Source organism: Flexilinea flocculi, from assembly GCF_001192795.1.
Classification (GTDB): Bacteria; Chloroflexota; Anaerolineae; order Anaerolineales; family Anaerolineaceae; genus Flexilinea; species Flexilinea flocculi.
On sequence record NZ_DF968181.1, the window covers coordinates 1,316,608 to 1,333,622 of the forward strand.

2 protein-coding genes (1 of these 2 running past the window's edge) are annotated in these 17,015 nt (G+C 46.9%); both read left to right on the top strand.

Annotated features, from left to right (window positions below):
* Nucleotides 1-15,309: the 3' portion of a tandem-95 repeat protein gene (locus ATC1_RS10395; RefSeq protein WP_062281514.1), read on the top strand. The gene continues 39,444 nt to the left of window position 1, outside the view; the window shows 15,309 of its 54,753 coding nt (coding positions 39,445-54,753); its start codon lies beyond the left edge, outside the window; it ends in the stop codon at nucleotides 15,307-15,309.
* Between the two features lie 255 nt (nucleotides 15,310-15,564).
* Entirely contained in the window at nucleotides 15,565-16,944 is a 1,380-nt protein-coding gene (locus ATC1_RS10400; RefSeq protein ID WP_062281517.1) for a cryptochrome/photolyase family protein, read from the top strand.
* The last annotated feature ends 71 nt before the right edge of the window (nucleotides 16,945-17,015 follow it).

A 17,015-nucleotide genomic window follows, 5' to 3' on the forward strand; every position in this document is an offset into this window, starting at 1 on the left:
GTATGGAATATCTCTGCTCAAACCTATGTGAGCAGCCGCATATTCAGCTATAACGGTGTAGAGAATTTGCACGGTGGCAGCAGCACGGATGGCTTCATTTTCACGGATGGCACTTCCTTCAACGGGACACTGGACGGCGGTGCGGGTGTTGATACGCTCAACTTTGCGGCGTATACCTCCGCCAGAAACATTGTGCTCACGGATTTGGGATCTATCGACGGCTTCAACGGTATAGAAGTTAGTATCATGGGTGGATTTGAAAATATGAACGGATTTACCGGTTCCGGAGCAACGGGCGACAGCCTGACCGGCCGGAATGTTCCGACTACCTGGGCGGTGGATGGATCGAAAGTATATATTAACGGAACAACGACCTTAACTTATGACGGGACCGAAATCTTGATCGGCGGAAGCGATGCAGACACCTTCAATATCAGCGGGAATCGGACATTTACGCTGCGGGGTGGAGAAGGCGCCGATGTCTTCAACTTTGCGAATACCGCGATTCTTACCGGAACTCTGCATGGTGAAGGCGGTACTGACCGTCTGAGCTTTGCAGCTTACAGCACAGCCCGATCCGTGATTCTTACCGCTGCAGCAGTGGAAGGATTTGCAGGAGCTACAACTGCAATAACCGGTGGATTCAGCGGCATTGACGAATTGATTGGCTCTGCAGCGGGTACAACCGATACCTTGACCGGTATGGATGCTGATGCATTATTTACGATTGGAGCGATTCATACTGTCACCGTAAACAGCCATGTGCTCACTTTTTCAGCCTTTGAGAACCTGTTGGGCGGAACACAGAACGATACTTTCGCATTCACCGGCAGCGGCACGCTGGCTGGCAGCATCCAGGGCGGAAGCGGAACTGACGCACTGAATTATGCAGCTTATGGCTCATCGGTGATTGCCAACCTGAACAGTAGTATGGCTACAGGTGTGGGAGCAGGGCTGGCGGGCAAAGTAAACGGAATTGAAAACCTGACCGGTTCCTCGTACAATGATACGCTTACTGGAGATGCGAATCGCAATGTGATCACAGGATTAGGCGGTAGAGATACTCTGATCGGCGGTTTGGGAGATGATACCTATATCTTCGGGGATGGATTCGGAACGGATACCGTGGTTGAAACGGCCGGCGGCGGCTCAGATATCCTGGACTTCAGCACGATTACGCATTCAATGGAATTTACGATCGATGCAGCGGGTTTCAGCGGCGGATACGCAGCGAATCAGGTAATTTCAAGCGGAACAAATGTCGAGAATGTGATCGGCGGGATTGTAGACGATATCTTCCACTTCGTTTCCAACGGTATCTTCAACGGGCAGCTGGACAGCGGCACAGGCACGGATGTGTTGGATTATCACCTATATAGCAGTGAAGTGACGGTGAATCTGTTTACTGGAACCGCAACTGGAACAACCGGAATCAGCGGTTTTGAAAATATCATTGGATCCGCAAATGCAGACAGCCTGACCGGTAATGACGGGAACAATGAAATCAGCGGCGGTGCGGGCGATGATACACTCAACGGATTGGGCGGAAATGATCTTTACCTGTTTACAGACGGATATGGGACAGACATTGTTATTGAAACTGTTTCCGGCGGTGATGATACGATGGACTTTACAGCAGTCACCCATCCACTGGACCTGATCTTCAGCCTGACGGATGTTCATGTGACCTATGACAGCAACGATGCCAGTCATAGCGGCCTGAATGTCGAACATATCCTTGGAACAACTGCGGCAGTTGAGAATACATTGATCTTCCTCGAAACTACGGATGCCACTCTGACCGATCTTGGAACAGATCAGGGATTTGCAGGGTACTTTGGGGTGTCACGGATCTACTTCGATAATATTACCGCGCTCACCGGATCTGCATCACAGACGGATAGTCTGACGGGAATGAACGCAGCCGCACGATGGAATTTAGCTTCAGACAATGGTGGAATATATCAGAGTAAAAACACCTTGGTTTTTAATGGATTCGAGAAACTTTATGGTGGAACCGGAAGTGATACGTTCCACGTTGATGAGGGTGTTATCTTCCAAGGTGCTGTCAACGGCGGCAATGGAATTGATACCCTGGATTACAGTACGTATACAAGTGCAGTTACGATCAACCTGACCCTTACTCCGGTATGTACACTGGGTGGATTCAGTGGTACGGCAACTGGATGGTTATCCGGATTCAGCGAAATTGACCATCTTATCGGCGGCAGCGGTTTGGATTCACTCTTTAGTACGGATAGTGGCGGAACTTTTGAATTCAACAGTGAAGACAGCTACAGCGAGAACGGACAGCGGATCACCTTTGTGACTTTCGATCTGCTAAACGGTGGAAGCGGTGCCGATACCTTCTCATTTGTCAACGGGCACGGCTTCAGCGGTAGTTTGGACGGTGGAACGGGTGATGACACACTGACCTATGCCGCAGTTGCTGCGGATGTGAACATAACCTTAACCGGAAAAGGCAGCCAGGACGGTATGAGCGGAACATCGACGCTTCTGAGCGGTACCTTCAGCAATATGAATATCCTGATCGGTGGTTCCGGCAGTACGGCGGGCAGCGATACGCTGACCGGTCGGAATGAGGACGCGATCTTTGAAATTAATACAGTCACTTCCTACCAGGTACCTGCGGATAGCAGCTCGGTGATCTTCTCCGGATTCAACAAACTTGTCGGCGGAAATGGGAATGATACTTTCAAATTTGTCGGGTCGGCTGTCTTCAAGGGCGATATCGACGGGTCTGCCGATGAAGATTTACTGGATTACAGCGAATATGGCACCGCGATTACGGTAAACCTGGGCAGCGGCGTTATCTCCGGTCTGGACGGTACTTTTACCAAGCTGGAAGGAATGATTGGCAGCCCGTACTATGATCTCCTGATCGGACGGATAGGGGGCAGTGTTTTCCATATCAAAGGCGAAAATACAGGTGATGTGGACGGTAATTTCACCTTCAAATCGGTCGAAACCGTGCAGGGCGGCAGTGCCGTAGATACATTGGATTACAGTTTATTTGCCGGACCGGTGGATGTGGCGTTAACAAGTTCAACAACAGAAGGATACAGCGGTACCGGGACACATCTGGGGGTTGGATTTATTGCCATTGAATTTATCATCGGTACTGCATCAACGTCTGATACATTAACCGGAATGAATGGCGCATCGAACTGGGTGTTGGACAGTGCTGCTGGCGGAACTTATACCAATATTCGAACACTGAATTTCATGCACTTTGATCATCTGCAGGGTGGTACTGCAGTAGATACTTTCTGCGTAGTGGAGGGAATCACTTTTGCAGGTCGGGTTGATGGCGGCAAAGGAGAAGATACTCTGACTTATGACGAATACACTGCTGCTGTGCATGTGGTAATCACCGGTCTTGGATCCTCAGATGGCTATAACGGCAATGCAAACGGGCTTGGATTTGATCCCGGATTTATGAATATAAACCATTTTATTGGAGGAACTGCTGCATTGGATTCCTTCACTGGGGCAAATCTGGATGGTTCCTTCGTATTTGTGCCCGGAGAACCGACTAGCTATAAAGTTGGTACACACAGCGGAATCCTGACGTCATTTGAATACCTGAACGGCGGTAACACGGTTGATACGCTGGATTACAGCGCATATACTACCAGCGTTCATGTAAATCTGATCGATGGAACTGCGACGGATGTGACCGGAAAAATTTCCGGATTTGAAAATATCATCGGCGGATTCAATAATGATACGCTGGCAGGCGACAATCTGAATAACGTCATTACCGGAAATGCTGGAGCGGATAATTTGACCGGCAACGGCGGAGACGACACTTTCCTGTTTGCGGACGGATGGGGGAGCGGGGATACTGTTTCAGGCGGAGATGGTGAAGACACACTGGACTTCTCACAGGTAACCAATGCAATCGACCTGCTGGTTGAACTGGATGGTACCAATACAGTCAGCGGCAGCGGCAATACGGTTGATTTCAACGGAGTCGATGTTGTCATCGGTGGCGAAGGGGATGATTTCTTCAACATTCATGGCGTACAAGATGTGAGGCTGTTCGGCATGGGCGGAAGGGATACGTTCAACTTCCTGGCCGTGAGTACTGTGGGCGGTGCAATTATTGGCAGTATCAACGGCGGTAGCGGATCCGATGTTCTGAATTATCAGGGCGACACAACCACCCTGCTGACCAGCCGGTATTTCACACTGACCGGTATCGGAGAGAACGGCTTCAACGGTACAGAAACCAGCATCTCCGGCGGCTTTGAAAATATTGATGAAGTTGTTGGCGGGCTGGGTCAGGATACACTTGAGGGTGTTAACCGGAACGGTACATTCAATATTCATATGACATCGATTGATTACACTGCAGGTTCTACTACGCTGCATCTGATCCAGGTTGAAAACCTCGTGGGCGGCGATCTGGATGACACCTTCAACTTCGATGATGGTGCGGTATTGCCGGGTACAGCCAACAGCATTGACGGTAAAGCCGGACTGGACACACTGGATTACAGTGCTTATACAACACCGGTTACAGTGAATCTGGTGGGCGGCGTGGCAACCGGTGTGAAAAATGGTGTGGCCAGCATTGAACGGGTAATCGGCTCTGAGAGCGGTAAAACCATTATTTATGGCGATGACAACGATAATATCTTCGAAGTCACCGGACCTGATTATGAGCTTTACGGTAAGGGCGGCAACGATACCTATATCTTTGACACAGATATCTTACTTGGCAATGCTGTTGTCACCGATACATCCGGTATCGATACCATCTCCTTCGCGTTGACGAACGGGCTGGCAGTGGTATTCGACCTTTCGAAACCGGATGTGCCACAGATTGTCAACCTGAATCTGACTCTGACCTTCCATGGTATTATTGAGAACCTTACCGGTGGAGACGGTGATGATACGCTCACCGGATCAGATGGAAATAATGGGATTACCGGCGGTTTGGGTAACGATACAATCAACGGTTTATCTGGTTCAGACCGCTATGTCTTTGCAGATGGCTGGGGTACTGATACAGTTGCAGATACAGCCGGAAATGATACCTTTGACTTCACAGTGGTAACCGAAAATCTTGAGTTCGATTTGAATACAGCGCTTGTGATTACAGATGGTACGAATCGGGTAGAGGCAGGATTATCTGATATTGAAAACCTGATCAGCGGTTCCGGTGCGGATGAATTTATTTTCCACCAGAGCCTCGCACTCGGTGGCACGCTTGACGCAGGAACAGGCTTGGATACGCTTGATTTCTCAGATATAACATATGGCCGGAACATTGTTCTGACCGCACTTGGAAGCCTCGACGGGTATGCAGGAAGCGACAGTATCGTATCATCCGGATTTGATAATGTGGAGTTTATTGTAGGAACGACAGCAGCCGATTCTCTGACCGGCCTCAGCTTTAACAGTTATTGGACCGTTACTACACCGGTGGATACTTACAGCGTGGATGGATCAGGACGGATACTGACATTTACGAACTTCGAGACGCTGGCCGGATCTTCAGCACAGGATGTCTTTACTATCTCTGCTGGAAATCAGTCGGCGATCATATTCGCGGGAGCCGGCAACGACACGCTGGTGATGCCGGATACGGCAAATCTGACGGGATCCTTTGACGGACAGGGTGATTTTGACACACTGAATTACAGCGCTTATTCCAGCCCTCGAAACTTTTATCTGAACCCGGTACTGGGCATCACAGACGACTTCAATGTCACCGAAACCAGTATCAGCGGCGGAACCTTCAACATCCAAAAGATTCTGGGCGGTACAGCAGTGGACAACCTGCACGGCCGGGATACGCTGGCAATTTATGACATTATCAACGGCGTGGATACTTATACCGACGTAACCAACACCCGGACGTTGATATTCGACGCGATCGAAGATCTGTACGGCGGATCGTTGGTAGATACTTTCAACCTGAAGGGTAACCATACCGGACGTCTGTTTGGCTTGGGAGATGCGGATTTGTTCAATGTCACAGGAGCTGCAGTTCTAACCGGATCTGCAGATGGCGGTGCCGGCTATGACCGGTTAGATTATGCAGGATATGACAGCGCTTCTGCCTTTGTTCTCAGCGGACTGGGCACGGAAGATGGCTTTGACGGAACGGTTTCCAGTCTGACCAGTGGATTTCTGAACTTCAACTTTATTTTGGGACGGAACGGCAGCGGATATGATTCTCTCGAGGGGCTGGACAGCGACAGCCTCTGGACATTGGCAAATGCTGATCTGAAGAGCCTGTATGCCACCCAGAGCCGGGCACTCGATTTCTCCTACATGGATTCACTGATCGGCGGCAGCGGAGCGGACAACTTTGTGTATGGAGATGGCGTTTCACTGACCGGAAGTATCAGCGGTGACGATTCATCCGGAAGTACGGGAATGGATACACTGGATTACCGGGCTTATACGACTGCTCGTGTAGTTCTTCTGACCGGACTGAGCGGAACAGATGGCTTTGCCGGAACAGAACTCTCCCTGGGTCTTGGATTCAGTTACATCAATACGATTTATGGCACTAGTTCACTTGCCACAGATCAATTCAGGACATTGAATGCAGACAGCATTTTTATCATCGACACAGCAAATGGCGGCACATATGCATCGTGTGGCAATTCGTTGATCTTCTCCGGACTGGATCAGATCTACGCCGGAACGAGTGCGGACCAGTTCAACTTCACGGATGCAGGAACGATTGCAGCTTTAATCAATGCCGGAAGCGGCGTGGATGAAATCAATTACAGCGCATACAACAGTTCCGCAACAGTCAATCTGACGACTGGCTCTGCAACAGGCGTTCATCTGGGAGCGTTGAGCAGCATCAGCGGATTTGAAAATATTACCGGATCGGAATTTGCGGATACACTGACCGGCGATACACAGAACAATACCATTACCGGACTGGCCGGGAATGATGCTCTGAATGGCAGCAGCGGTAATGATACTTATCGTTTTGGGGACGGCTGGAACAGCGATACGGTCACTGACAGCATTGGTACGGATACCTTTGATTTCTCGGCGGTAACCGAAAATCTGAGCATGACACTGGCTTCAGTCTTAAGTGGCGGTTACGGAACAAACCTGGTAACTTCCCAAGCGGGCACATTGATTGAAAATCTGATTGGCGGAGCAGCGGATGATCTTCTCAGCCTGACCGACAGCGCCTTACTGAGCGGTACTTTTGACGGCCGCGGCGGTGTGAATACAATATCCTTTGCCACATCCGGCTCAGCACAAAACACTGCTCTTACCGATACCGGAAGCCTGGGCGGTTTCGCAGGCAGTGCAAGCTCCGTGAGTGGAGGATTTGACAATATTCAGACGATTATTGGATCTGCTTATACAGACAGCCTGACCGGGATTTTGAGCGGTGGACAGTTCAGCATAACCGGAACCAAAGCGGGTGTGTACACTTCTGGCGGACAAAGTCTGACTTTCTCTGCGATAGAAAACATCTACGGACAGAGTGGAACGGATATCCTTGATTTCAGCGGCAGTAATGCAGTTGTGATTACACTCACTTCGGCTGAAGCCAGCGGTTTTGCGGGCAATGAAACGACCGTTGGGATCTCCTTCAGCGGGATCGACGAAATCTCCGGATCTGCATTTGTTGACAGTCTGACCGGTTTGAACGCATCGTCCGCTTTTGAAATTGATGGAACGGAACGTTATCTCAGCGGCAGTTATGCACTCAGCGTTTCCGGCATAGAGAACCTGACCGGCGGAAGTGGAACTGATTTATTTGACATCCGCTCAGCCCACATAGGGCAACTGGATGGTGGTTCCGGTGAAGACACGCTGGATTACTCCAATAATTCGAGCATGGTAGATGTTAAATTGACTGTTTTGGGTGTATTTGACGGATTCAACGGAACAGCCACATTGCTGAGCGGCGGATTTGCCAACATAAACCGGATTCTGGGCAGCAGCCTGAATGACCGGCTGACCGGTATGGATATGGATTCCAATTGGAATATCACTTCTTCGACCAGTCAGTATGCGTACAGCACCCAGACGATCGATTTTACTCAATTTGAAACGATTTCCGGCGGTATAGCGAATGATAATTTCCTGCTAAACGGAACCGTGGGATATACGCTGCTGGGCGGCAGTGGAGAGGATATCTTCACTTTCCAGACCGGAGCAGCCTTCAACGGTATATTGGACGGACAGAATGGCAACGACTTTATCGATTATCACCTGCTTTCAACAGCAGTACAGGTCAATTTGAATTCAACTTCAGTTACAGTAAGCGGAATCATCTATGAACCTATGTCAGCTTCTGGTATCAACGGTGGAATTGGCAACGGATTTATCGGCATCGAATCGGTAACCGGCAGCCAGGCAGCGGATCTGCTGATCGGCTCTGATGGTCCAAATACGATTGACGGCTGGATGGAAAATGACACGCTTATTGGCAGATCGGGTGATGATATCTACCGGTTTGAGAACAACTGGGGCAATGACAATGTAATAGAAATCCCAGGCGGTGGAAATGATACACTGAGCTTTGCATCTGCAAGCGTTTCCTTGATCTTTACCCGCGGCGTTAATACAACTTGTTCTTCAGGCACCTGTGTGACGGATGGAATCAATACGTTATCTCATATTGGTGGACAGATCGAAAACTTCACCGGTGGCTCAGGGGCTGATACCTTCACCTTCCTGAATGGTCAGAAACTGACAGGGCAGGTGGATGGGAACGGTGGTTTGGACCGGCTGAACTTTGCAGCCTATACAACGGCTTTAAGTTTCAACCTGACCGGTCTGGGTTTGGTGGATGGATATAGTGGCACCGTTTCCCCGCTTGGCAACGGATTTACCAACATCAACAGCGTCATCGGCGGAACTTCCAGTGACAAACTGACTGGAATGAACGCAAACAGTATCTTTACAATTGACGGCATTAATAATCGCTATCGCGAATTAAGCAGCGCCCGTGATCTGACATTCACTTCGATTGAAAACCTGACCGGCGGCAGTGCCCAGGATACCTTTGCGATGGTCAATACCGCTTCGATCAGCGGGTCGATCAACGGCGGACCAGGAATTGACACACTGGATTACAGCGGATACACTGCCTCGATCAACATTAATCTGGGCAGCGGCAGTGCTACCGGAGTTGGCAGCGGAATCAGCAGCATTGAGAACATAACCGGCAGTCCGTCCGGCAACACGATTTACGGGGATAATTTCGATAATTACCTGAGTGGAACCAGCGGCAATGACACGATCTATGGGCTGGGCGGTAATGATACCATAATCGGATTGGGCGGCGATGATCGGCTGGACGGTGGCAGTGGTATTGATACGGTGGATTACAGCGGCAACAGCACAGCGGGTGTACAGGTCAATCTGACCATTGGCACAACATATAGCATTGAAAGCGGCACGGATGTACTGGTCAGTATTGAAAATGTAATTGGCACTATCTTCGCTGATCAGATTATCGGAAACAATGGTGATAACGTCCTGACCGGATTGGGCGGCAACGACCAACTGAATGGTGAAACTGGAAATGATACTTATGTGTTCGGCAATAGCTGGGGTACAGATTCCATAAGTGATACAGCCGGCGTTGATACAGTTACTTTTGCCGGACAGACAGATGGTATCTCAGCCGTGATCCAGACGAGCGGAATGATAATCACTTCAGGCACCAATACGCTTACGGTTATAGGTCCGGTGATTGAGAATCTGACCGGCGGTACGGGAGCAGATGTATTCCACTTCGAGAACAACGCCTCAATATCAGGCAGTATCAATGGACAGAGTGGTGAAAACACGCTCGATCTTTCAGCTTCTATCTCCGGTAGAGTACTAACACTGACCGGTATTGGGTCGATTACGGGTTTCGCAGGTACGGTCAACGGCGCTTTGGTAAACGGCTTTGATAATATTTCTATTCTCAATGGATCTTCCGGTGTAGATACCCTGACCGGTCTGAACCAGACCTCTGAATGGAACATGAACAATCTTGGTAATACTTATATATCTGGCAGCCGGACAATGTCTTTTGTGGCAATCGAAAATTTGACTGGCGGTTCTGGAAATGATACGTTCAATTGGATCGGTTCAGGCAGCTTAACCGGAAATATCACCGGTGGCAGCGGATCCAACAGGCTGGATTACAGCGCTTACACTGCAGGAGATATTACTGTCAACCTGCAACTACGGTCTATTACCGGACTTGGCGGAACCTTCTCAGGTATTTCTGTACTGAGCGGTTCAACAGCAACTGCGACGACGATCATCGGGCTTGACTCTGCCAATACTTATCAGGTCACCGGAGCGAACAGCGGCAGTGTCAACGGCAGCCTGACCTTTACACGTGTCCAAAATCTGACCGGCGGTGCAGGGGATGATCAGTTCATTTTCTCGGACGGTGCGACACTCAGCGGCACAATCACGGCATTGGGTGGAACAGACACATTGGATTATCGAGTTTATAACAGTGGAATTACTGCTAATCTGACAACAAATCAGGTAACAGCGAGTGGCATAACAACCGGAATATTTGGAATAGAGAATGTTATTTCCGGAACCGGAAATGACACAATAACCGGAGATGCGGCAAACAATATAATTACCGATATGGGCGGGACAGATGTTTTCGACGGCGGAGCCGGTGATGATATCTATCAGTTCAACCGGAATTGGGGTATCGGAGACACGGTTACCGACAGCGACGGCATAGACACTATAAACTTTATTGGATTTTCCGGTGACCTGATTATTGATCTGAATATCGGCAGCTTCAGCGTAACGGATGGAACCAACAGCTTGACCGGCAGCTACCAGATTGAAGCCCTGATTTCCGGCTCCGGAAATGACCAATTCAACGTCAACGTTTCTGCAGATATCGATCTGGATGGCGGAGATGGGGAGGATACATTCGCTTTCAATGCGGGCGGATCACTGACCGGAACTATTACCGGAAGCAGCGGTACCAATACATTGGACTTCCAGGCTTATGGATCTGCTGTAACCATAATACTGGAGACAAGTTCGGTCAGCGGACTTAGTGGAACGTTTACATCCATCCAGAACTTTATTGGAAGTGTGCTTACAGATACGCTTATCGGATATAACGCCGGAACAACCTTCAACCTGACGGGTTCGAACAGTGGCAATATCAACGGCTTGCTGACGTTCAGTGGCGTTGAAAATCTGACCGGCGGTAGCGGAAATGATGCCTTCAATGTGAGCAGTACAGGCTCTCTGACAGGCACGATTGATGGCCTTAGCGGAAGCGATACATTGTCCTTCAACGGGAATACGACAGCCCGGAATATCCAGCTCAACGGAGCGGATGCAGATGGATTCTCCGGTACGGATGTCAGCCTGTCGGGTGGTTTTGTCCATATTGATTCTCTTATCGGCAGCAGCAATAATGATTTTCTGCATGGCGTAAATACTTCCGGCACATTCACACTTGGGTCCGTTGATACGTATACTTTGGCCTCCTACGTTCTTACATTGGTCAGTCTTGAAAACTTGTACGGTGGTCTGGCATCAGATATCTTTGTTATCAACGGAACGCAGAACAATAACATCTATGGAATCGGCGGCAATGATGTCTTCCGATTTGAGGATAACGCGGTATTGAACGGTTTGATCGATGGCGGCACTGGTATCGATTCACTCGACTTCACGCCTTATACAACCAGTCGCAATATCACACTGACTGGAACTGGATCAGCGGACGGGTTCAACGGTTATACTGCAGTTGTCAGCGGCGGATTTGGAAACATCAATACCATCCTGGGCAGCATAGCCGGAGGGACCGACACGTTGACAGGTATGAATGCGGCTTCGACCTTTGATCTGAATGCCAGAACCTATACCAGCACAAACATGCTGACGTTCTCCGGATTCGAAAATCTAACCGGTGGATCTGACACAGACCAGTTCCTGATCAATGCTTACGTTACATTCAACCTGAACGGTGGAAACGGTGCTGATGAGTTCAACTTCTTCGGTACCAGCCAACTGACCGGTAGTATCAATGGCGGTGTTGGATCGGATACTCTGAATTACCGGGATTATGCAGCTATTGTTGAAGTTGATCTGGCGAATAAAATTGCAACGGCGGTCAGCGGAGGAATCAATTCCGTTGAAAATGTGACCGGTTCACGCAATTACGGCAACACGATCTATGGAGACGATTCAGACAACATTTTAACAGGCGGACAGTCCAATGATACGCTGATTGGCAGGAAAGGAAATGATACCTACGTATTCACTGACGGATGGGGCGTTGATTCGATTGTCGAGAAATCCGGTGAAGGATCCGATACCCTGAACTTCTCTGGAATAACCGGCAGCGGTGTGACATTCAGCTTCAATAACAGCCAGGTATCAGCCAACGCAGGGACCAGCTCTGTGACAACTGGCACACTGAATAATGTTGAAAACTTCACCGGTACCAGTTTGGATGATACCTTCAACTTCAGCAACGGAGCTTTGATTCAGGGTAGCATAGACGGGGGAGCGGGTAACAATATCCTGAGTTACAGCGGCTATGGAGCCGGCAGCAGTATCGTTTTGACTGCAGTTGGTTCGATCACAGGATTTAGCGGTTCAGCAACTGGAATTGCAGGCGGATTTGACAATATTTCGAAATTGACCGGCTCAATCGGCAACGCTGATACATTGACTGGCATGAATTCTGATTCTGTATGGACTGTAACGATAGATCCAGAAAACTTATATAACGCCTCAGGCAGAATCCTGAGTTTTTCGGGATTTGAAAATCTGAACGGTGGAAACAATCGGGATACATTCAGCTTTGAGGATACAGCCAGTCATGTCGGTTCGATAGCAGGAGGAAATGGTTCGAATCTCCTCGATTATCAAAATTACACGGCAAGTATTATTGTCAACCTAATCACAGGAACAGCTTCTTGTATCAGCGGTACTATTTCTGGAATTCAAAATGTAAATGGCGGGCAATCATCCGATTTGATCTATGGCAATCATTTGGCTAATGTTCTTAACGGAATGAACGGGAATGACACGATTTTTGGCATGGATGGTATCGACATACTTATTGGAGGAAATGGTGACGATCTGCTTACTGGTGGAAAAGGAAATGATCTGTACCAATTCTCTGACAATTGGGGAAATGATTTAGTCAGCGAATTGTCCAGCGAAGGCATCGATGAGTTGAATTTTATCCTGGTTCACAATGATTTGGTTGTGACTTTAGATCCTTTCCTGGTGACAGATGGAATTAACCATCTCGATATCATTGCCCCTGCTATTGAAATGATACAAACAGGAGATGGCAACGATCTCTTTAATATCAATATGGATTATGCTGTTACGTTGAAAGGTAATTCAGGAAATGATCAATTTGTATTTTCTGATGGCGCAATACTAACAGGGAATGTCGATGGTGGATCCGGGAGTGATACATTAGATTTTTCAAATTACACCAGTGCACGAAATGTATTCTTAAAAGAATTTGGATCGATCGACGGATTTAATGGAACAGAGAGCGCTTTTCACAGTTCGTTCATGAATATTGATCGGATCATCGGATCCAGCAGCATGGAAGATCAGTTTACCGGCATGAATCAGAATGCAGAGTTTCAGATTGGTGCAGATCTCCAATATCTGAGTGCAGGGCATCTACTGCATTTGTCCGGGTTTGAAAAACTCAATGGTGGAACAGATTCAGACACATTCATAATTTCCGGAACACGTGCGTATGATTTACATGGAGGGGCAGGCAACGATCAATTCAAATTCAATGATCAGGCAATCTTGCAGGGTGACGTTGATGGGGGAACCGGATTGAATTCTCTCGACTTCGGAAATTATTCTACAAGCCGCAATTTTTATCTGACAGGATTAGGGACTCTAACGGGCTTTGCAGGAAGTGAAGAGAGCATTCTGGGGACGTTCCAGAATATAACCAGTATCACTGGTGGATTGGAATCCGATGCATTGAGTGGAATAAATCAACCCGGAGTTTGGACGATTTCACCAAGTGGCGGCTCATATTCCAGTATGAACAGGACGTTAATGTTCACTGGGATGGAGTCATACAATGGATCCGGTTATGATGATACATTCAAAATTGTTGAAAACCCAAATTACAGACTACTTGGTGCAATGAATAATTTGATCGGTCTTGGAAATATTGATGGAAGAAGCGGAAACGACACGCTCGATTTTTCGGGATTTTCAAATGGAATTATTGCAACTCTTATTAATGGATATATCAATGTAGTTCTTAGCGGGGTTTCAAGTATCGAATGTATAATCGGTGGTATTGGAAATGACAATTTGACTGGTGATAATCGCAGGAATATCCTGGATGGCGGTCCCGGTGATGATGTTATCTTTGGCTTGGGCGGAAATGATGTGCTGATCAGCGGCAGCGGCAACAATATCTTGAACGGTGGAGATGGAGATGATGAGTTATGGAGTAAAACCGGTTTCAATTCATTATTCGGTGGATCTGGATCAGATACCGCTTACATCTCATTTGGCGGAGGATTTATTGTCCCGCTTTTGGATATCGAGTTATTCATTTATTTGAAACCAGATCCGGTTGGTAAAAAAGAATCTTCTTTTGGTGAACCAATAAATGAACTGAGATTTGTCCGAGTCTTAATTATTAATGTCGAAAGCGGGCAAAAAGAGGTTCTTTCAGCGCCTGGTTTCGATGCTATTATTCTGCGCTTACCGAGCGGAAATCAGGTATATTTTGGCATCCTAAATGGAGAAACGGCCAATCTGACAATAATTGATCGATTAGATCTTGATCAACAGTTGCCTGGAATGTATCAAATGATCACAGGTATACACATTGATTTGGAGTTGAACAGCAAACCTGATTTACAAAATCAGGAAAATATGATTATTTCCTTCGTATTGCCAGAGGGCTATGATCCTAACCTGTTCAGAATTCTATTCTGGGACACGGAAATGAATCAATGGGTAGAGATTCCAACATATTATCTTCCGGCAAATTTGACGGGTGATTTCAACCGTATTTATGGCTATGCTATCAAAGCAGGAAAATATATTCTGGTTATAAAAGGCGACAATCCGGATTTGATCACTGCGCAATACTCGTCAAAAATAAATTTAAATATGGAAAAAACTCAGGCTGAATTTTTCGAAAATGACCTGAAGCGTTATATAACGGAAGAATCCTTCCAGGAGCACTTTGTACCATTAACCTCTTTCGATGAGGCAAAAAAATCGATTTTTATCACACGTATTCTTAGAAAGAAAGAACAATTTTGTCTTGTTGTTTAAAGTAATATTTGAGTATTGATGTATAAATTTCCTTTCTGAAATCCATCGTTATGACTTTTTTCGAAAAAATAATTTTATCGAATATCATCCACGATCTAAATTTCCTTCTCTCTCAGGAATGAAGCTATTTCTGCAAGTGTATAATCATGATTAACTGTATATCGGAAATCGAGGCGTTTTTTTTTTTGATTGCGTGTATCCAAAATGTGCAAAAGAAGTGTAATGATTGACATCTGAAAATTGTAAGGGAAATAGATGAACATTTGGTGGATTCAGCGAAACATTCGTTTAGCGGACAATAAAACATTAACGGCAGCACTGCAAGAAGGGAATGGTTTATTGCCAGTTTTCATTCTTGATCGGAAAATTTATGAGAATATTAGCACGATTTCAACAAAGGACAAGTTTCTAATTTCTGCATTAAATCATTTTGATAAAGCATTACAGCAGCTTGGGTCAAGATTAATACTTCGGGTTGGTAATCCTGTTGATGAAATCATTAAATTAGCAGGAGAAGTTGACGCGAAGAAAGTGTACACGGATGCAGACGTTCATCCTGCTCTGATTCGTCAATACAATCAGTTGGGAGAAAAAATCGAATTGAATTTTGGAGAACAGCCCTGTATTTTCCCGTTTTCAGCTGTTAAGCAAAAGAATGGAAAACCTTATCAAGTTTTCACCCCTTTCAGCAGGGCTTGGAAAGCTTTGCCGATCAATTTGCAGCTTTTTCAAAGTCCTGATTATCTTCCGTCTGTTCCGGATATTTTTTCTGTAACCTTACCTGTTTTATCGCATTTGGATACTTTTCCGGCAGAGGAATTCCAAGCTGCCAGAAAGCTGAAATCATTTATGGATGGGCCAATTTATACTTACAGCGATAGCAGGAATATGTTATGCAAGGACGGAACTTCTTTTCTTTCGCCGTATTTCCGCTGGGGCCTTTTATCAAAAAGGCAGGCTTTACATGCGGCTTTTGATGCAAAACTAAACACCGATGATTTCATTTCTATGAGTAATTGCGATAGTTGGATTAATGAAATCATTTGGAATGATTTCTTTCAAGCGATCATGCATTTTTTCCCCGAAGTTTTAGATGGTCCTTTTCGCAATTCGATGCAGAACCTTGAATGGTCTGATTCCGCGATAGGCCTTCAGGCCTGGAAAGATGGATTGACCGGTTATCCTGTTGTTGATGCCGGTATGCGTCAATTGCGAAATACTGGGTGGATGCACAACCGAGCGCGGATGATTACTTCATCTTTTCTTGTCAAGCATTTGCTAATCAATTGGCAGAAAGGGGAACGTTGGTTTTATGATTTATTGATTGATGGTGATCCGGCTTTAAATAATGGCAATTGGCAATGGGCTGCAGGAACCGGAACGGATTCAGTGCCATACTTCCGCATATTTAATCCGATTTTACAGGGGAAGAAGTACGATCCCCATGGAATGTATATCCGGAGATGGATTCCTGAATTATCGGATGTGCCGGATCGATTCATTCATACACCCTGGTTGATGACCTCTGTGGAACAAAAATCCTGTCACGTGCAAATCGGGAATCATTATCCATTACCAATTGTTGACCATAACGCAGCCAGACTACGAGCTCTTTCTGTTCTTAGCCGCAGATAAATATTTTCAATTGAAAAAAAGGTCAACGAAACATAAATCGCTGACCTTTTTATAAATATCAATCTTACTTA